15 protein-coding genes are annotated in these 18,219 nt (G+C 62.6%); 4 read left to right on the top strand and 11 right to left on the bottom strand.

Annotation, left to right across the window (positions count from 1 at the left end; all coding sequences use genetic code 11):
• Positions 1-5: 5 nt before the first annotated feature.
• Together MHY87_RS05690 and MHY87_RS05685 are read right to left on the bottom strand one after the other, a co-directional pair.
• Positions 6-857, bottom strand: coding sequence for an NAD(P)-dependent oxidoreductase (locus MHY87_RS05690; protein WP_239350275.1), 852 nt, complete (start codon positions 855-857; stop codon positions 6-8).
• Between the two features lie 5 nt (positions 858-862).
• The gene (locus MHY87_RS05685; protein WP_239350273.1) at positions 863-2,641 is read right to left on the bottom strand and encodes an acyl-CoA dehydrogenase; all 1,779 of its coding nucleotides are present in this window, start codon (positions 2,639-2,641) and stop codon (positions 863-865) included.
• Between the two features lie 99 nt (positions 2,642-2,740).
• On the opposite strand from MHY87_RS05685, the gene MHY87_RS05680 reads away from it, so the two are divergent.
• A complete protein-coding gene (locus MHY87_RS05680; RefSeq protein WP_370644846.1) occupies positions 2,741-3,733 on the top strand; it encodes an L-threonylcarbamoyladenylate synthase in 993 nt (330 codons plus the stop codon).
• 153 nt (positions 3,734-3,886) lie between these two features.
• Here MHY87_RS05680 and wrbA read toward each other — a convergent pair whose 3' ends face one another.
• A complete protein-coding gene (gene wrbA, locus MHY87_RS05675) occupies positions 3,887-4,489 on the bottom strand; it encodes an NAD(P)H:quinone oxidoreductase (protein ID WP_239350271.1) in 603 nt (200 codons plus the stop codon).
• Between the two features lie 170 nt (positions 4,490-4,659).
• Here wrbA and MHY87_RS05670 point away from each other — a divergent pair, with 170 nt between their 5' ends.
• On the top strand, positions 4,660-5,625 hold the full coding sequence (locus MHY87_RS05670) for a LysR family transcriptional regulator (protein ID WP_239350269.1): 966 nt from the start codon (positions 4,660-4,662) through the stop codon (positions 5,623-5,625).
• On the opposite strand, the gene MHY87_RS05665 is transcribed toward MHY87_RS05670, so the two are convergent.
• The 5 genes from MHY87_RS05665 to MHY87_RS05645 form a co-directional block, all read right to left on the bottom strand.
• The gene (locus MHY87_RS05665; RefSeq protein ID WP_239350267.1) at positions 5,589-6,575 is read right to left on the bottom strand and encodes an MDR family oxidoreductase; all 987 of its coding nucleotides are present in this window, start codon (positions 6,573-6,575) and stop codon (positions 5,589-5,591) included. The two genes, MHY87_RS05670 and MHY87_RS05665, sit on opposite strands and share 37 nt — an antisense overlap.
• A gap of 87 nt (positions 6,576-6,662) precedes the next feature.
• The gene (locus MHY87_RS05660; protein WP_239350265.1) at positions 6,663-7,901 is read right to left on the bottom strand and encodes an MFS transporter; all 1,239 of its coding nucleotides are present in this window, start codon (positions 7,899-7,901) and stop codon (positions 6,663-6,665) included.
• Between the two features lie 166 nt (positions 7,902-8,067).
• Positions 8,068-9,510, bottom strand: coding sequence for a M10 family metallopeptidase C-terminal domain-containing protein (locus MHY87_RS05655; protein WP_239350263.1), 1,443 nt, complete (start codon positions 9,508-9,510; stop codon positions 8,068-8,070).
• A 102-nt stretch (positions 9,511-9,612) separates the two neighbouring features.
• The gene (locus tag MHY87_RS05650) at positions 9,613-10,833 is read right to left on the bottom strand and encodes a cell wall hydrolase (RefSeq protein ID WP_239350261.1); all 1,221 of its coding nucleotides are present in this window, start codon (positions 10,831-10,833) and stop codon (positions 9,613-9,615) included.
• 102 nt (positions 10,834-10,935) lie between these two features.
• Positions 10,936-11,772 carry a helix-turn-helix domain-containing protein gene (locus tag MHY87_RS05645; protein ID WP_239350259.1) on the bottom strand — a complete coding sequence of 279 codons (837 nt, stop codon included), beginning with the start codon at positions 11,770-11,772 and terminating at the stop codon, positions 10,936-10,938.
• Between the two features lie 155 nt (positions 11,773-11,927).
• On the opposite strand from MHY87_RS05645, the gene MHY87_RS05640 reads away from it, so the two are divergent.
• Positions 11,928-14,159 carry a calcium-binding protein gene (locus MHY87_RS05640; protein ID WP_239350257.1) on the top strand — a complete coding sequence of 744 codons (2,232 nt, stop codon included), beginning with the start codon at positions 11,928-11,930 and terminating at the stop codon, positions 14,157-14,159.
• A 174-nt stretch (positions 14,160-14,333) separates the two neighbouring features.
• Positions 14,334-14,735 carry a hypothetical protein gene (locus MHY87_RS05635; protein ID WP_239350255.1) on the top strand — a complete coding sequence of 134 codons (402 nt, stop codon included), beginning with the start codon at positions 14,334-14,336 and terminating at the stop codon, positions 14,733-14,735.
• Positions 14,736-14,877: 142 nt separating this feature from the next.
• Here the strand turns inward: MHY87_RS05635 and MHY87_RS05630 are convergent, their stop codons facing one another.
• Genes MHY87_RS05630 through ppdK form a run of 3 tightly spaced genes read right to left on the bottom strand, consistent with a single transcriptional unit; the run spans position 14,878 to position 18,181 of the window.
• Positions 14,878-15,225: a GFA family protein gene (locus tag MHY87_RS05630; RefSeq protein ID WP_239350253.1), complete on the bottom strand. Its 348-nt coding sequence runs from the start codon at positions 15,223-15,225 to the stop codon at positions 14,878-14,880.
• Positions 15,226-15,239: 14 nt separating this feature from the next.
• Positions 15,240-15,503, bottom strand: a complete 264-nt coding sequence (locus tag MHY87_RS05625; protein WP_239350251.1) for a hypothetical protein — start codon at positions 15,501-15,503, stop codon at positions 15,240-15,242.
• Entirely contained in the window at positions 15,503-18,181 is a 2,679-nt protein-coding gene (gene ppdK / locus MHY87_RS05620) for a pyruvate, phosphate dikinase (protein WP_239350249.1), read from the bottom strand. Before ppdK ends, MHY87_RS05625 begins: the two co-directional genes overlap by 1 nt.
• Positions 18,182-18,219: the final 38 nt, after the last annotated feature.

The raw sequence follows: 18,219 nt of genomic DNA, 5'->3' as shown, positions 1-18,219 counted from the left end.
CACCTTTATGACGTTTGCTTCATCGGCGGAATATCGTCGGGCACGAAGAAATCAGGCATCAACGGTTTAGTCGGGTCGACCCGGTACTTCTCGAAATCGGTCACGCCCTCCTCGCTGAGGAAGACGTCGTCGATGAGGAAGTGGCCCGAGAAGCTCTTGGAAGGCTTTTGGAAGATGGCATAGGCCGCGTCTGACAGGATCTCCGGCGTGCGGCTTGCCTGCACGATCTCGTCGCCGCCGAGCAGGTTCTTCACGGCGCTGGTCGCAATCGTCGTGCGCGGCCACAGCGCGTTGACGGCAATGCCCTTCGGGCGCAGCTCACCGGCAAGGCCGAGCACGCACAGGCTCATGCCGTATTTCGCCATGGTGTAGGCAAGATGCGGCGCAAACCACTTCTCCTTCATGTCGAGCGGCGGCGACATCATGAGGATGTGCGGGTTCTCTGCCTTTTCCAGATGCGGGATCGCATATTTCGAGACCATGTAGGTGCCGCGCGTGTTGATCTGATGCATCAGATCGAAGCGCTTCATGTCGGTCATCAGGGTCGGCGTGAGGCTGATGGCGCTGGCGTTGTTGACCACGATATCGAGGCCGCCGAAGGTCTCGACCGTTTTCGCGATCGCGCCGCTCACTGCCTCTTCATCACGCACATCCACGATGAGCGGCAGCGCCTTGCCGCCCGCCTTCTCAATCTCCTCCGCCGCCGTGTAAATCGTGCCGGGGAGCTTCGGATGCGGCTCGGCGGTCTTCGCCGCGATCACCACATTCGCACCATCCTGCGCGGCCCGCAGGCCGATGGCGAGACCGATGCCGCGTGAGGCGCCGGTGATGAAAAGCGTCTTTCCTTTGAGGCTCATGATGATCAGCTCGCCAATGCCAGAGTTGCGTCCTGCAAAAAGCCTGCGCCGCCGAGGACCGTGTCTTCCAATCCCTTCGCGCCGACTGCGATGTTTTCCGCGAAGAAGCGGCAGAGCGCGATGCGGCCCGCATGCGCCGGATCCTTGTCGCCACCCGCCATCAAGGCATTCGCGGCGAGCGCTGCCTCCGCGAGAGCAGCGCCACCCTGCGCGAGGCCGAAGAGACGAAGGTAAGGCGTTGCGCCCGCCAGCGCATCGCCCTGCGCATTGGATGAGACGGCCTTGAGCATGTAGCTCGTGGCGCGGTCGAGGCTTTCGATGGCATCGCGCAGACGCGAGGCGGTTGCGCCGAAGGCGGACGTGCTTTCCTTCAGAAGGCGTGTCACGACGGCGCGCATGGAGGCGATCTGCGCATGTACTGCCTCGCCGCCGGAGAGCGGCAGCTTGCGCGTGACGAGGTCGATGGCCTGAATACCGTTGGTGCCCTCATAAATCGGCGCGATGCGCGCGTCGCGGTAATGCTGGGCCGCGCCCGTTTCCTCGATGAAGCCCATACCGCCATGGACCTGCACACCGAGGGATGCCACCTCCATGCCGATGTCGGTGGAGAAGGCTTTTGCGACGGGCGTGAGAAGCGATGCGCGCTCATGCGCCTTTTTGGCGCGCTCCGCATCCTGCTCCAGATGCGCGCGGTCGATAGCTTCCGCCGTCATGTAGCAGATGGCGCGGGCAGCCGCCGTCATTGCCTTCATGGTGAGAAGGCTGCGCTGAATGTCGGGGTGCACGATGATCGGGCTCATTCCCTCGGCAGCGCCGATGGCGCGACCTTGGCGACGCTCGTTGGCGTAAGCCAAGGCCTGCTGATAGGCGCGCTCCGCAATCGCGACGCCCTGCAAGCCGACCGCGAGGCGCGCATTGTTCATCATCGTGAACATGCAATTGAGGCCGCGGTTTTCTTCACCCACGAGCCAGCCGATGGCGCCACCGTTGTCGCCGAAGATCATGGTGCAGGTGGGCGAGGCATGGATGCCGAGCTTGTGCTCCAGGCTGTGGCAGCGCACGTCGTTGCGCGTGCCGTCGGGGAGGAATTTCGGCACGAGAAAGAGCGAGATGCCGCGCGTGCCCTGAGGCGCATCGGGCAGGCGCGCGAGCACGAGATGGATGATGTTGTCGGTGAGATCGTGCTCGCCGTAGGTGATGAAGATCTTCTGGCCGGTGATCTTGTATGTCCCGTCACCCACAGGCTCGGCGCGTGAGCGAAGCGCGGCGAGATCGGAACCCGCCTGCGGCTCCGTGAGATTCATCGTCGCCGTCCATTCGCCCGACACGAGCTTTTCGAGATAACGGCTCTTCAGATCGTCGGAGGCATGCGACTCCAGCGCCTCGATGGCGCCATGCGTCAGCACCGGGCCAATGCCGAAAGCCATGGAGGCGGAATTCCACATCTCCACGCAGGCTGAATTCAACAGAGTCGGCAGGCCCTGTCCGCCGTAATCGACAGGTCCGGGAAGCGCGTTCCATCCGGCCTCTGTCCAGGCTTTGTAGGCCTCTTTCCAGCCGGGAGCGGTGGCGACCGCGCCGTCCTTGACCGTCGCGCCGACTTTGTCGCCCTCGCGGTTGAGCGGGGCGATCACGTCATTGGCGAAGCGTCCGGCCTCGTCCAGGATGGTCTCCGTGAGATCAGCGGAAAGGTCGCCATAGAGACCATCGGCAACGGCGCGGTCTAACCCTGCCACATGGCGCATGGTGAAGACGATGTCCGACACAGGCGCACGATAGGTCATGGCATTTCCTTCTCAAGCAATGGCTTTTGGATATTGACGCGTTCCCCTGCACGGTTAAACCCGCCCAAGGTATCATCTCACATATGGGATAGTTTAGACGTGAACGATCACGGGTCAATGGGACGGACGGCGCGTCTTTCGGCCGATGAGGCTGGTCTGGCCGAGGCTGCGGCAATTCTGCAGCGCGGCGGCCTCGTGGCTTTCCCGACCGAAACCGTCTACGGCCTGGGCGCCGACGCCACTCAAGCAGAGGCGGTTGCGGGCATCTATGCCGCCAAGGAACGCCCGAGCTTCAACCCGCTAATTTCCCATCTGGAGAGCTTTGAGGCGGCGAAGGTGCAGGGCACCTTCGATGACACCGCACGCAAGCTGGCAGAGGCCTTCTGGCCGGGGCCTCTCACCCTCGTGGTGCCGGTGGCTCCCACCTGCACGATCTCCGACCTTGCCCGAGCCGGGCTCGACAGCGTGGGCCTGCGAGTGCCTGCCCATCCCCTCGCCCATGCTCTGCTGAAGGCAACCGGCCGCCCGGTGGCAGCACCATCCGCCAACCGCTCGGGTCGGGTGAGCCCGACGGATGCGGATCATGTCTTAAGCGATCTCGACGGACGCATCGATGCGGTGGTCGAGGGCGGCGCGTCCGATGTGGGCGTGGAATCTACCATCGTCGCGTGCCTCGGCGGCGCTCCTCGCCTGCTGCGTCCCGGCGGCGTGCCGCGCGAGGCGATTGAAGCGCTGATCGGACAGACGCTCGAAAGCGGCTTGGAAGGTGGCGAGAAGAACCCACTCGCGCCGGGCATGCTCGCATCGCATTACGCACCGCGCGCGCAGGTGCGTCTGAACGCAACGGCCATCGAAGCCGGTGAGGCTATCCTGCTGTTCGGCCCCGAGCGGATGCAGGGAAGCGAGCAGGCGAAGGCTGCGTTGAACCTCAGCAAAAACGGCGACCTCAAGGAGGCCGCCGCTCATCTGTTCTCGTATCTCAGGCAGCTGGATGCCTCGGGCGCTCAGACCATTGCTGTTGCGCCGATCCCGGAGACGGGTCTGGGGGACGCCATCAACGACCGCCTCCGGCGCGCCGCCGCGGAGCGGTGATCCGCTCCGCAGACTAACTTCCATCGAACTCTGTCCTCATCCTGAGGAGGCGCGCAGCGCCGTCTCGAAGGAGGTTCCAGAGTGCACTGGAAACGCCTCGCCCTTCGAGACGCCACTAGCGTGGCTCCTCAGGGTGAGGCTGTGTTCCATTGTTTACTTCCCTGCGAGCTTCGCGGCGATCTGAGCCACGTGCTTGCCCTGGAAACGGGCGCCGTCGAGATCGATCTCGGTGGGCTGACGCGAGCCGTCGCCGGCAGCAATGGTGGAAGCGCCGTAAGGCGAGCCGCCACGGATCTGGTCGACGCCCATCTGGCCCTGGAACGAGTAAGGCAAGCCGACGACCACCATGCCGTGATGCAGAAGCACGGGAAGCGTGGTGAGGATCGTGGCTTCTTGGCCGCCGTGCTGGGTGGCGGTGGAGGTAAAGACCGAGCCCACCTTGCCGATGAGCTTGCCCTGGGCCCACAGGCCGCCGGTCTGGTCGAGGAAGTTCTTCATCTGGGCCGTCATGGTGCCGTAGCGGGTCGGCGTGCCGAAGATGATGGCGTCGTATTCCGGCAGCTCCTCGACGGTGGCGATGGGAGCCTTCTGATCGGTCTTGTAATGGGCGGCTTTGGCGATCTCGTCAGGCACGAGTTCGGGGACACGCTTCACAACCACCTCGGCGCCAGCCTCGCGCGCGCCCTCGGCGGCGGCGTAAGCCATCTGCTCGATATGACCCCAAGACGAATAATAAAGCACAAGAACCTTGGCCATGTGATCTCCAATGCAGGAAGGGTGAGAGCAGGCGGCGAGTTCGACCGAGCTTATGCACAAGCCTCGGACAAGGCCGTTCTGCAACTGTATGACGCACTAAGGATAACCTTTCCTGCATGCAAAACCAGTGCTAGACATGCAGGGTTTCCATTGCACCGATGCAAGAGAGCATGGCCAAGCAACAACAACTCGACTGGGACGATTTCAGGCTCGTCAAGATCATTGCCGAGGCCAATGGCCTTGCGGGCGCGGCCGAACGTTTGGGCGTCAATCACTCGACGGTTTTCCGCAGGCTCGGCCAGATGGAGGAAAACCTCGGCGTGAAGCTCTTCGAGCGGCACCGGACCGGCTATGTGCTGACGCCCGCCGGCGAGGAAATGTCGGCGCTTGCCGAGCAGATGGAGGAGAACGTGACCTCCTTCACGCGCAAGCTCGCGGGCCAGGCGGTCGCGCCTGCCGGCGAATTGCGGGTGACGACGAACGATACGCTGCTCGTCCATATGTTGACGCATCTCTTCTCGCGCTTCGTGAAGACCAACCCGGAAATGCGCCTCGACGTGGTGCTCGCGAACCAGGCGCTCAACCTGTCGAAGCGCGACGCCGACGTGGCGATCCGCGCCACGGACGATCCGCCGGAAACTCTCGTCGGGCGGCGCGTAGCCACCATCGCCTGGGCCATCTATGGGCGATTGGAGGAATTCCCCGATCACCACCAGCCGTCGGACCTCAATTCGCCCGAACTCTACGACCGTCCCTGGGTGGCGCTCGGCGACAACCTCGCGGCCCTGAAGGCCGCCCGCTTCGTCCGCGATCGCGTGGCGCCAGAGAACATCGCCTACAAGGTGAACACGGTGCTGGGCCTGGCCGAGGCCGTGGAGGCCGGCATCGGCATTGGTCCCCTTCCCTGCTTCATCGCGGATGCGAGCCCCAACCTGGTGCGCCTCTCGGACGTGAATCCGGAATTCTCGGCGGGCCTGTGGCTGCTCACCCATCCTGACCTGCGCCAATCGGCGCGCGTGCGCGCCTTCATGGATTTCATGGCAGCCGAAATCGGCAAGCAGCGCCGCTGGATTGAAGGCAGCGGCCGGAAGCCCACCGATCAGCCGATGGCCACCACGACACGCCCCTTGATCTGACCCTCCACGATCTTGCGTCCCGCTTCCATCACCTCGTCGAGGGAAATGGTGGAGGTCATGGATGCGAGCTTGTCGTGGTCGAGTTCCTGCGCCAGCCGGTTCCACGCTTCGATACGAAGCGCCTTGGGCGCCATGACGGAATCGACGCCGAGCAGAGCCACGTTGCGCAGGATGAAGGGCGCGACCGTCGAAGGCAGATCCATGCCGGCGGCGAGGCCGCAGGCTGCAATCGCACCGCCGTATTTCGTCATCGCAATCACGTTGGCGAGCGGCACCGAGCCGACAGTATCGACACCCGCAGCCCAACGCTCTTTGCCGAGCGGGCGCACAGGTCCGGTGAGTTCGCTGCGATCCAGAATTTCGGAAGCGCCAAGGCCCTTCAGGTAATCCGCCTCTTCAGGCCGTCCCGTCGCGGCGATCACATGCCAGCCTGCCCGCGCGAGCAATGCCACGGCCACGGAGCCGACGCCACCGACCGCGCCGGTGACGATGGCAGGGCCGCGCTCAGGGCCGAGCCCATGCTTCTCGAGCGCCATCAGGCAAAGCATCGCCGTGTAGCCCGCCGTGCCGATGGCCATGGCCTGATGCGGCGCGAGGCCTGAGGGCAGCGGGATCAGCCAGTCGCCTTTCACGCGCACCTTCTCGGCATAGGCGCCGAGATGCGTCTCGCCCAAGCCCCAGCCGTTCAGGATCACTCCATCACCCGGCTTGAACTCAGGATTGGAGGAAGCTTCGACCGTGCCGACGAGATCGACGCCAGGGATCATCGGAAAGCGCCGCACCACCGGCGCCTTGCCGGTGAGCGCAAGACCGTCCTTGTAGTTCAGCGTCGAGTGAGACACGCGGACGGTGACATCGCCGTCCATGAGATCGGCTTCATTGAAGTCGCGAAAGCCGACGGACTGACCTGCATCGCTCTTGTCGATGACGAGCGCTTTGAACGTTCCCATGAGCATCGATCCTCCCGCACCGATTGTTGGCGCGGGAGAAGATCAGGGCAAGCGCACAAGCCTCATCCCTTCGGACGAGAAGCGCTGTTACTCCGCAGGCTGAAGCACAGGGCCACGCTCGACCGGGCGCTCCTTGATCGGCAGGTTGATCAGGGCCGATGCGATGCCGAGCGCGATCGAGAGCCACCACACCAGCGCATAGTTGCCGTAGATCTCATACAGCACGCCGCCGAGCCACACGCCGAGGAAGCCGCCGACCTGATGCGAGAAGAAGGCGAAGCCGTAGAGCATCGCCATGTAGCGCGTGCCGAACATCAGCATCACCAGCGATGATGTGGGCGGCACGGTGGAGAGCCACAGGAGGCCGATGGAGATGCCGAAGGCAATCGACGTGACGGGCGAAGCCGGCAACAGGATGAAGGCTGCAATCGCGATGGAGCGGCCGAAATAGATCCAGGCGAGCAGCCAGCGCTTCGACATGCGCGTGGAGAGCCAGCCTGAACCGAGCGAGCCGAAGGCGTTGGCAAGGCCGATCACGGCGAGCGTCCAACCGCCGATGGCCGCTGAGAGGCCCGCATCCTTCAGATAGGCGGGAAGATGCGCGGTGATGAAGGCGAGCTGAAAGCCGCAGGTGAAGAAGCCGAGCACCAAGAGCACATAGGAACGGTGCTGGAAGGCCTCCGTCAGCGCCTGCTTGATGGATTGGTTCGGCACGTTGGCGGCGCTTGCCTGCCCAGCGGCGCTCGGACGGGTCGCGAGCGCGAGCGCCAATGGCATGACGAGCAGCACCGAGCCTGCGAAGATGATGAGCGCCTGATGCCAGCCGAACGAGTCGATGAGCACATTGCCGATGGGCGGGAACAGGAACTGGCCGAAGGAGCCTGCCGCCGTGCCCGCGCCGAAGGCCATGGGCCGCCACTTCTCCGGCAGGAGCTTGCCGAAGGCGCCGAGCACCAGATTGAACGAGCAGCCGGAGAGGCCGAAACCGATGAGAACGCCCGCGCCGAGATGCAGGATGCCGGGTGTCGAGGCATAAGCCATGACCACGAGGCCGATGGCGTAGAGCAAGGCGCCGAGGCAGAGCACCTTGAACGCCCCGAACCGGTCCGCCACCGCACCGGCGAAGGGCTGGCCGACGCCCCAGAGCAGATTCTGGAATGCAATGGCCAAGCTGAACGTGTCGCGTCCCCAGCCGAATTCCGTCGTCATCGGGATCTGGAACAATCCCACCGAAGCGCGAGGCCCGAAGGTGATCAGCGCGATCAGGCAGCCGGCCAGGACGATGATCTCAGGAGAGACGCGGGTTTGAGTACTTGGCGCAGACATGGACACGGCCCTCAAGCGGCAAACTGGAGGGCGGATCCTATCCGATGTCTCAAGCCTTCAATATCGAAACTTTATGGGGAAAGGGATGAAGGAATGTGATGAATGAATTCCCCGTCCCTTCCCCTGAAAAGCCGGCCATCTGAAGACGGCCGGCTTCCGGAGCCTGTTAGATCACGACGAGATCGGTGTGGAAGAAAGCTTTGTTCTTGCCGATATTGCCGAACACCACCTGGCCACCTTTTCCGCTACCGTTGGAATCGTACCAGAGGTCGCCGGTCGTCTTGTTGTAGCCGACGAAGTCGTTCTTATCGATCGCCTTGGAGCCGGTCACGAAATAGGCCTTGTTCAACGTGCCGGTCTTCTTCAACGCCTTGAAGATCGAGTTCTCTAGGCGGATCGTGTCGTCCTTGTAGTTCCAATCCTTGATCAGGTCTTTGTCCTTTTTGGCATTCGGCGTCGTGTTGAACACGAACGCGTCCTTGCCCTTGCCGCCCCAAAGCTGATCATTACCGCCGCCGCCTTCGAGCGTGTCGTTGCCGCCGTTGCCCTTCAGGGTATTGCCAGCCGCGTTGCCGATGAGCTTGTCAGCCCCATTGCCGCCGAGGGCATTCTCGATCACGACCTTGTTGGCGATCGTCACGCCGCCAGCGATCCCCTTCTGCTGCGACAGGAAACCGCCTGCATTCTTGTCGTTCGGGCTCAGGGTTGCCTCACGCAGATCGATGGTCACCGAGACGGTGGATTTTTGGCCGCTGATGGTGTCGACACCAGCCGCATCCCAGATGGAGAACCAGCCGGTGCCGCGTGCGTTCTGGGTGGGCAGCTCATAGGTATCGTTGCCCGTCGCCGTCGTCATGTTGGCGCCGTACATGACCTGCAGGGCTGCGATATCGAGCGCACCGATGCCGTATTGCGCGCCGTAGGTGTTGTCGCCACGGGCGCTGACGTGGCCAGGGTTGTAGGACATCACCGTATAGACGCCCTGGTTCTGGCCCAGCGTACCGATGCCGCCATCCGACGCGCCCGGGAACGTGGTCCCGTCGTCGCGCATGCCGCCATCGTGCGGATGCGCGAGGCCCAGGGCATGCCCGAGTTCGTGAATGATGGTGTTCAGGCCATCGCCGCCCGCCTCCATTTCAGTCCAAGACGCCGTCGCGTAAGGATCGAAATAGCCCCAGCGCTGATGGCCCGATTCCTGGAAATTGTCGGGCGATTCATGAGCCCCCAGCGCCCCGCCGGACAGCTTGGTCTTCCACCAGACCATGTTGGCGTCAGCATAGCCTTCCGCGAGCTCGAACGAGATGTTGGCGACGCTCTCATAAAGACCGGCCGCATAAGCCATGGCGTCGATTTCCTCGCTCCACCACGTGTAGCGCCACTTCCAGTCCTTGATGCTTCTGAAGTCGGTGTTGACGTTGCCGAAGGGAGTTTCGTCGCCATGAGGCGAGGCAGGAGCGATCTCCTTGTCCCACTCATCCATGGTGATAGACGTCCCGAACTTCACCTTGATGGAGCCGGTCGTGTTGTTCCAGATCTGACCGCCCCAGATCAGGGAATCGATCAGCGCATTGCCGTATCCGGAGCCCGGAATTGTCTTAAAACCAGCCATTGTAGCCCCCGCTTGATTCTTTGCTTGAGAGCTACATGCAACATAACTTCATTGCAATCCGTGCGGCTGCGCACATTTGGCGCAGGCCTCAGGTTTGTCCTCTCAAGTTTGTCCTGGCTTGAGCTTGTAGAAGATGTGGCGGCCGATCACGTCCATCTTCTTCAGGCGCCGGGCCCAATAGGGGCGCACGTAGTTGGCGTGGTAATGGGTCGCTCCACCCACGTCGGCGAGATAGGTCTTGCCTTCGAGCACGGCGCTCGCCACCCGCTTGGCCCGCTCCCAGGACATAGTGTCGGTCGTGCGCAGGGCCTTGCCTTCGCAGGCGAAGGTGAACTGGCAGGCGAGATGGCGGTGGCGGTTCTGGTAGACCACGCCGCAGATCGAGGATGGATAGAGACCGCTCTTCACGCGGTTCAACACTACCTGCGCCACGGCCGCCTGGCCTTCTTCCGGTTCGCTGCGCGCCTCGAAATAGACCGCCTCCGCGAGGCAGCGCTGTTCCTTGCTCAAATTGTCGGGGTCGATCAGGTCCGCATAACGCGGCTGCGCGCCTTCATCCGTTTTGGGCACGAAGCTCGTGCCGAACCCGCCCTTGTCGAGGCGCGGCGAAACAGGCGCGGCGGCAATCTCGATAGGCGTCGCCTCCATTGGAGCAGGCGTCGTGGACGAGAGAGTGATGGCGCGCTTCACCATCGGCGTGGTGGGGCTCGCCGACGCACCGGTCGAACCGGCCGCCGCGGCGACGGGCGACTGCACGGAAATGGCCTGACGCGTGGTGGTGAATTCCGGCGCTTCCCAGGGCTCGAAGCCCTGCTCCATCTCGGGCGTCTCGAGTTGCCCTTCCATGAGAACGGTGGGCGGGAGCAGGCGCTCGTCCTGGCCGAACAGAAGACGCGAGCCTCCGGCCTGCGCGAGATCCGACCGCAACTGGCTCGCCCGGAGCGACAAAGTGATGTGCGGCGCGACGAGCGGATCGCCCTTTCCCGAACGCTCCACCACCGGATCGGCGCCCACGCCGACCTTGCGGTCGGCCTTGGGGAGCTGGCCGTTCAGCATGTGATCGGGCAGGTCGTAGCGCGGCACGAACCGCAGAACGTCGCGTTCGAGGTCGAGCCGCCCACCAGAGATGGAGGTGGTGATAGCTGGCACGAGAGCCGTCTGGGTCAGGCGTGCCATGGACCCGCGCGGCGCGAAACTCACGCCCGCCTGCGGATCGTTGCTGGCGGAGGCGGTGAACGAGATCAGAAGGCCGGTCGCGAGCGCCCAGGGCGCCGTGGTGGCGCAAATCCATTTCACCCGAGAGCGACGATTCCGAAAACGCACGCGAACACCCACTCAAAAACAGATCGGGAAATCATCGGACAGAAGACTTCCGTTGCTTATGGTTATCGCGGGTTAAGGTTGATGGGTGGTTAAGGCCGCGCGTTAAGCGGCCCCCGCCCCTGCGGCGGCCTGACGCTTCCCGGCCATGCGCCGCAAGGCATCCGCCGTCTCGGCATCGGCGGGAAAGAAGGCCTCGATGGCGAGTTCCGAGAGGGTCACGTCAATGGGCGTGCCGAACACCGTGGTGGTACTGAAGAAGGTGAGCACGCCCTCCTCCGTCATCAGCTGCAACGGCACGACGATGCTCGTGTGATCCGCCTTTGAGGCAGGCGCGCGCTTGGCGGCATCGGGGATCGGATAGGAACGCAGCTCCTCGATGAGCGCTGAGAGCACCGCATCGCCGGTCACGTTCACCTGATGATGGAGGCGCGCGATGAGATGATCGCGCCACTCCGAGAAATTCACGATGCGCCGTGCAAGACCCGCCGGATGAACGCTCAGGCGCAGCACATTCACGGGCGGCTTCAGCAAGGCAGGATCGACGCCCTGCACAAGCGAGAACAGCGCATCATTTGCGGTCACGAGCGACCAATGCCTGTCGACGGCGAGTGCCGGAAAAGGATCGTGTCCCTTCAAGATGAGATCGATGGCCTCGCGTATGCGCCGCAAGGCCGGATCGTCGAGCGGGCGCTCGGAATAGACCGGCGCGAAACCGGCGGAGGCGAGCATCACATTGCGCTCGCGCAGAGGCATGTCGAGCTTTTCCGAGAGCAGCTGCACCATCTCGCGGCTCGGCTGCGAACGGCCCGTCTCCAGAAAGCTCAGATGCCGCGTCGAGATCTCGGCCTCGAGAGCCAGATCCATCTGGCTCATACGCCGCCGCTGACGCCACTCGCGTAAGAAATCACCGAAATGCTGGACAGGATTGTTCGCTCTCATGCACGGACCATAGCGGAGGATGAGTGCGGGTTCCATGACCTTGGAGGGAAAGATGCCTTTAGGTGAGCCGAGTGCTTGCCTCCGGCGGAGAGGGAGGATAATCCCATACATTATATAGTTAAGTTTACACAATAGACCTTACGTGAGGGCAGATCATGACCACACCGACACCTTGGGGCAAACCGTTCGGCGTCAGCACGACCACAGACGATCAGGGCTATATGAAAACCGCAGCTTTCGCAGACGGCTCCTTTGTGGCCGTTTGGCTTGATGACAGCAAGACGGGCCCAGATACGTCAGGCTTGGCTATTCGCGGTCAGATCTTCAATGCCGACGGCAGCAAGAGGGGCGGTGAGTTCGTCGTAAACACCACAACCGAAAATGAGCAAAGAGACCCGGTTGTCACTGTTCTCAGCGATGGACGCTTCGTGGTTGCCTGGACCGACGACAGCCGCTTAGAGGATGGCTCCGAAACCGGCGTTCGCGCACGCATCTTCAACGCAGACGGCACTGCCTTCAACCGAGGCGGCGATGCTGGCGATACGGACTTTCTCGTCAACACGACCTCGAAGACCGGCGCACAGCTGACCCCTTCGATTGCAGCTCTAGCCAATGGAGGCTTCGTCATCGCCTTCGAGGATGAAGGGCCCGCAACCGACGTCATCAAAGCCCATGTCTTTGATGCTCAGGGCTTCCACACTGGAGGAGAGGTCCTCGTCAAGTCTGAGACTGGCGACAGCCAGTCTGCTCCAAGCGTCGTTGCATCCGGCAATAGCTACACCGTCTTCTATCAGACTAGCGTCGAGGGCGTGTCATCCATCTACGGCAGATCACTCTATACGGATGGACGAGAGCCATCGGCGGAATCTCTCATTTCCATGACTGAACTCGGTTCAGTACTTCCGAAAACGGCAAAACTCTCAGATGGCCGCTTCGTGGTCACCTGGTTGTCTCTAACGGAAGATGAAGTATCTGGTGATTATAGATACCTCAACACGGCACAGATGTTTAATGCCGATGGAAGCAAGTCTGGCGGCGAGATCATTCTCAAGGGTTCAGATACGCCTATCGAAATCGTTACGAATGTAACTGCCTTGTCCAATGGGGGCTTCGCTGTTCTTTTCGTTTCTGGGGCGGAGGAAATTTTCTCGGAAACCGGCAAGTTTGATGTTGGGGCGATCTTCTATGATGCTAACGGCAATAAGACCGGCGCCAATCCGCAAATCACTCAGGTCAAACTTGAACACTATATGACCATTGGCATCTCGACGCTGGCCGATGGCCGCGTTGTCGTGACTTCGACTCTGCTTGACGGCGAGAACATGGATGACATGAACGTCTACGGCCAGATCGTGGATGGCCGCGCGGCAGGCATCTCGCTCCCCGGCACTGCCGGCAATGACGAGTATTACGGCACAGCCTTCGGCGACCACCTGAATGGTGCAGCCGGCAACGACAAGCTCGTCGGCGGCGACGGCAACGACACGCTGATCGGCGGCGCAGGCCGTGACACCCTCGACGGCGGTGCGGGCGACGACACCTACACCTATGATGCCGAGGACGTCATCATCGATGCAGGCGGCATCGACACGCTGATCGTCTCGTCGCACTACACCTTGAGCAGCACATCGGCGCTGGAAAACCTCATTGCATCGGGCTCCGCCGCGATCAAGCTCAGCGGCAACAATGCCGCCAACAAGCTCACCGGTAGCACCGGAGCCGACACGCTGACCGGCAACGGCGGCAACGACACGCTGGATGGCGCGGGCGGCGCGGATCGCATGGTGGGCGGCACCGGCAACGACGTCTACTACGTCAACCACAAGTCCGACAAAGTGGTCGAGACCTCCAGCAAGCACGGCACCGACACGGTCTATGCCCGCATCAGCTATACGCTGGGCTCCTATGTCGAGAAGCTGATCGGCGAGGGCTCGAGCGCGATCTCGCTCACGGGCAATGCCTCGTCCAACACCATCATCGGCAATCTTGCTAAGAACACCATCAAGGGCCAGGGCGGCAACGACGTCATCGATGGTGGCTTGGGCAACGACGTGCTCTACGGCGGCACGGGCAAGGACGCGTTCGTGTTCAGCACGGCGCTCCACAAGAGCAAGAACGTCGACACGATCAAGGACTTCTCGGTGCGTGACGACACGATCCGCCTGGAGAATGCGATCTTCACCAAGCTGACCAAGACGGGCAAGCTCAACAAGGCGTTCTTCAAGATCGGCGACAAGGCCAAGGACAAGAACGACTACCTTGTCTACAACAGCAAGACCGGCGCGCTCTCCTACGATGCCGACGGTTCGGGCAAGGGGGCTGCGATCAAGATTGCGCAACTGCCCAAGGGCCTAGCGATGACTGCTGCGGATTTCATCGTCATCTGAGACGAGAACATCCAACTCAGGCTCCATCGCGATTGATGGCAGGCGGGCTGCTTCTTGAGAGGCAGCCCGCTTTTTTCATGACCTCATCATTACCTGAGACGTAATCGACTGCTTTCTCCGTCTGCACGATCCTTCAAGCCGGTTGAGACGACCGGCTCTTGAAAGGAACCTGCCATGACGACGATCCACCCCTCCCCGCTTCTTCGCCAAGCCCTTCTGGCGGACGCCACCACGAGCGGAGCGTTCGGCCTGCTGATGCTGCTCGCTGCCGGACCCTTGAGCCATCTGCTTGGATTGCCGGAGATGCTCCTGCGCGGTGCGGGCGCGGTGCTTCTGCCTTATGCGGCGCTGCTGGCATGGCTCGGCCTGCGCGAGCAGATGCACAAGGGCTTTGCGTGGGCCATGATCCTCGGCAACATCCTTTGGGTGATCGACAGCCTGCTGCTTCTTGTCAGCGGATGGGTTTCGCCCACGACGGCAGGCTACGCCTTCGTGATCATGCAGGCGCTCGTGGTGCTGATGTATGCGGAGTTTCAGATCATCGGCCTGCGCCGGTCGAGTGTCGCGGCGGCGTAAGACCTCACCAAGGCAGTCTATCAACACACGTCATCCCGGGGCTGCGTAGCAGAACCCGGGATCGTTGGGCGAGTATGGCGCCATATCCTTCGCCCGATCCCGGATCCGCTACGCCGCCCGGGATGACGCTATCATATTGGCGCTACCGATCCCTGCCGTTGAACGGCATGGCCTTCACGTTCGACAAGTCCACATCGTCCAGGCAGCGCACGTTGATCGCCGCCATGGGCTCTCCGCCCGGCTGCTGGCCTTCGCCGAAAGTGGCGGTGCCGCATGAGGCGCAGAAGCGGTGGCGGATGGTGTGCGTGTTGAAGGTGTAGGTGGAGAGGTTCTCCTCGCCCGTCACCTTCAGGGCCGTGCGTGGCGCGAAGGTGAGCATATAGCCCTTCTTGCGGCAGATGGAGCAGTTGCACTCGATCACCTGAGAAAGATCGGTCTCGACCTCGAAGGCCACCTTGCCGCAATGGCATGAACCCTTGTGCAACGCCATGTCCGTTCCCCCGATTAAAACGCCGTCATGAGCGTCACGATGATTCCTGCGCCGATCACGGCGACGAAGCGGTCGCCCATGCTCAACGGCTCGGTCTTACCCTGCGCCGCCAGTTGTCCGATGACAAGATCGACGATGAGCGAGACCGCGAAGGGCCAAGCGGCCGGCGGCACGGCCAGATGCTGCCAATCGGGATTGGCCCGAACGATGAAACCGATGACGATGCCGGAAACCAGCACCGCCCCGATATAGAGAAGTTTTACACGCGACAGTGTCATTAGGCTTGGCTCGCCGCCTTGTTGCCGAGCGCCGCCTGCGCCGCCGCAAGGCGTGCGATCGGCACGCGATAAGGCGAGCAGGACACGTAATCGAGCCCAGTCTGCTGGCAGAAGTGGATGGAGGCCGGATCGCCGCCATGCTCGCCGCAGATGCCGAGCTTGATGTCGGCTCTTGTCTTCTTCCCGCGCTCGGCCGCGAGCTTGATCAGCTCGCCCACGCCTTCCTGGTCGATGGTGACGAACGGATCGGCAGGCAGCAGGCCCTTCTGCGTGTAGGGGCCGAGGAACGAAGCCGCGTCATCGCGCGAGATGCCGAGCGTGGTCTGCGTGAGATCGTTGGTGCCGAAGGAGAAGAACTCCGCCGATTCCGCGATCTCGCCCGCGCGCAACGCGGCGCGCGGCAGCTCGATCATCGTGCCGACCTGATACTCGACCTTCACGCCGCTTTCCTTCGCCACGGCTTCCGCCATGGCGACGATGCGCTCCTTCACGAGGTCGAGTTCCGGCTTCGTCATGACGAGCGGCACCATGACCTCAGGCACGACGGGCTTGCCCGTCGATTTGCCTGCCTCGACAGCCGCCTCGAAGATGGCGCGCGCCTGCATCTCGGCAATTTCCGGATAGGCGACCGCCAGACGGCAGCCGCGGAAGCCGAGCATCGGGTTGAACTCGTGCAGCTCGCGCGCGCGGTGCTTCAGCTTGTCGACAGAAGCGTTCATCGACTTCGCCACTTCCTCCATCTCCGCATCCGTATGCGGCAGGAACTCGTGCAGCGGCGGATCGAGCAGGCGGATCGTGACCGGCAGGCCGCTCATGATCGTGAACAGCTCGACGAAGTCCTTGCGCTGCATCGGCAGCAACTTGGCGAGAGCCGCACGGCGTCCCGCCTCGTCGTCGGAGAGGATCATCTCGCGCACGGCGATGATGCGATCACCTTCGAAGAACATGTGCTCCGTGCGGCAAAGACCGATGCCTTCCGCGCCGAAATTGCGCGCGGTCTTGGCGTCGAGCGGCGTTTCCGCATTGGCGCGCACCTTCATGTGGCGCACCTTGTCGGCCCAACCCATGAGGGTCGCGAATTCGCCGGAGAGTTCAGGCTCCAGCATCTTCACCTGGCCGAGCAGCACCTGGCCGTTCGAGCCGTCGATGGTGAGCACGTCGCCCTTCTTCAGCACCTGGCCCGCGACCGTCATGGTCTGCGCGTTGTAATCCACACGGATTGAGCCCGCGCCGGACACGCAGGGCTTGCCCATGCCGCGCGCAACCACCGCCGCATGCGAGGTCATGCCGCCGCGCGTGGTGAGAATGCCTTCCGCCGCATGCATGCCGTGGATGTCTTCGGGCGAGGTTTCGACGCGCACGAGAATGACCTTGCGGCCTGCTTTCTTCGCGGCCTCGGCATCGTCCGAATTGAAGACGATCTCACCAGAGGCCGCACCTGGCGATGCGGGCAGGCCCGATGCGATGATCTTGCGCTCGGCTTTCGGATCGATGGTCGGATGAAGAAGCTGATCGAGAGCCGCGGGCTCGACGCGGGTGATCGCCTCTTCCTGCGTGATCAGGCCCTCGGATGCCAGCTCTACCGCAATGCGCAAAGCCGCCTTCGCGGTGCGCTTGCCGTTGCGGGTCTGGAGCATCCAGAGCTTGCCCTTCTCCACCGTGAATTCCATGTCCTGCATGTCACGGTAATGCTTCTCGAGAATGCCGTAGATGCGCACGAGCTCCGCATAAGCCTGCGGCATCGCGTTTTCCATGGAGGGCTTGTCGGAGCCGGAGGCGATGCGCGCCGCTTCCGTGATGTCCTGCGGCGTGCGGATGCCCGCCACCACGTCCTCGCCCTGCGCGTTGATGAGGAACTCACCGTAAAGCAGCTTCTCGCCGGTCGAGGGATTGCGGGTGAAGGCGACGCCGGTGGCGGAGGTTTCGCCCATGTTGCCGAACACCATGGCCTGCACGTTCACCGCCGTTCCCCAGCTCGCGGGGATGGAATGCAGCTCGCGGTACTTGATGGCGCGGTTGTTCATCCAGGAGCCGAAGACGGCGCCGATGGCGCCCCAGAGCTGCTCCTGCGGGTCCTGCGGGAAGGGCTTGCCGAGTTCCTTCTCGACCAGCGCCTTGTAGCGCGGGAGAATGGCCTTCCAATCCGCTGCGGTCATGTCCGTGTCGAGGGTATAGCCCTTCCGGTCCTTGTACTCGTCGAGCACTTCCTCGAAGTGATGGTGGGGGATATCGAGCACCACGTTGGAATACATGGTGATGAAGCGGCGGTAGGAGTCATAGGCAAAGCGCTCGTCGCCCGCGCCCTTGGCCAGCGCCTCGACGGTCACGTCGTTGAGGCCGAGATTGAGCACCGTGTCCATCATGCCGGGCATCGAGGCACGCGCGCCGGAACGGACGGAAACGAGAAGCGGATTGGCGGCATCGCCGAAGGTGCGGCCCGTGAGCTTGCCCACGAAGGTCAGGGCGTTCTCGACCTGGGCTTTCAGCTCCTGCGGATAGGCGCGGCCATGGTCGTAATAATAGGTGCAGACTTCCGTGGTGATGGTGAAGCCCGGAGGAACCGGCAGTCCCAGATTGGACATTTCGGCGAGGTTGGCTCCCTTGCCGCCGAGCAGATTCTTCATCCCTGCCTGGCCTTCGGCCTTACCGTCTCCGAAGGTGTAAACCCACTGCGTCATCGTTCGACCCCTTGGCTCATGAAACGCCCTGCTGCAGG

The organism is Microvirga sp. ACRRW, from assembly GCF_022346925.1.
Lineage (GTDB): Bacteria > Pseudomonadota > Alphaproteobacteria > Rhizobiales > Beijerinckiaceae > Microvirga.
Note: the sequence above shows the minus strand (reverse complement) of the source record. Positions and strands in the feature narration are given on the sequence as shown.

What these genes read in the sequence shown, in the direction of transcription:
- MHY87_RS05665 (WP_239350267.1), bottom strand. Translation starts at nt 6,575, where the DNA reads ATGGGAACGTTCAAAGCGCTCGTCATCGACAAGAGCGATGCAGGTCAG.
- MHY87_RS05685 (WP_239350273.1), bottom strand. Translation starts at nt 2,641, where the DNA reads ATGACCTATCGTGCGCCTGTGTCGGACATCGTCTTCACCATGCGCCAT.
- wrbA (WP_239350271.1), bottom strand. Translation starts at nt 4,489, where the DNA reads ATGGCCAAGGTTCTTGTGCTTTATTATTCGTCTTGGGGTCATATCGAG.
- MHY87_RS05645 (WP_239350259.1), bottom strand. Translation starts at nt 11,772, where the DNA reads ATGAGAGCGAACAATCCTGTCCAGCATTTCGGTGATTTCTTACGCGAG.
- MHY87_RS05670 (WP_239350269.1), top strand. Translation starts at nt 4,660, where the DNA reads ATGGCCAAGCAACAACAACTCGACTGGGACGATTTCAGGCTCGTCAAG.
- ppdK (WP_239350249.1), bottom strand. Translation starts at nt 18,181, where the DNA reads ATGACGCAGTGGGTTTACACCTTCGGAGACGGTAAGGCCGAAGGCCAG.
- MHY87_RS05640 (WP_239350257.1), top strand. Translation starts at nt 11,928, where the DNA reads ATGACCACACCGACACCTTGGGGCAAACCGTTCGGCGTCAGCACGACC.
- MHY87_RS05690 (WP_239350275.1), bottom strand. Translation starts at nt 857, where the DNA reads ATGAGCCTCAAAGGAAAGACGCTTTTCATCACCGGCGCCTCACGCGGC.
- MHY87_RS05635 (WP_239350255.1), top strand. Translation starts at nt 14,334, where the DNA reads ATGACGACGATCCACCCCTCCCCGCTTCTTCGCCAAGCCCTTCTGGCG.
- MHY87_RS05625 (WP_239350251.1), bottom strand. Translation starts at nt 15,503, where the DNA reads ATGACACTGTCGCGTGTAAAACTTCTCTATATCGGGGCGGTGCTGGTT.
- MHY87_RS05655 (WP_239350263.1), bottom strand. Translation starts at nt 9,510, where the DNA reads ATGGCTGGTTTTAAGACAATTCCGGGCTCCGGATACGGCAATGCGCTG.
- MHY87_RS05660 (WP_239350265.1), bottom strand. Translation starts at nt 7,901, where the DNA reads ATGTCTGCGCCAAGTACTCAAACCCGCGTCTCTCCTGAGATCATCGTC.
- MHY87_RS05630 (WP_239350253.1), bottom strand. Translation starts at nt 15,225, where the DNA reads ATGGCGTTGCACAAGGGTTCATGCCATTGCGGCAAGGTGGCCTTCGAG.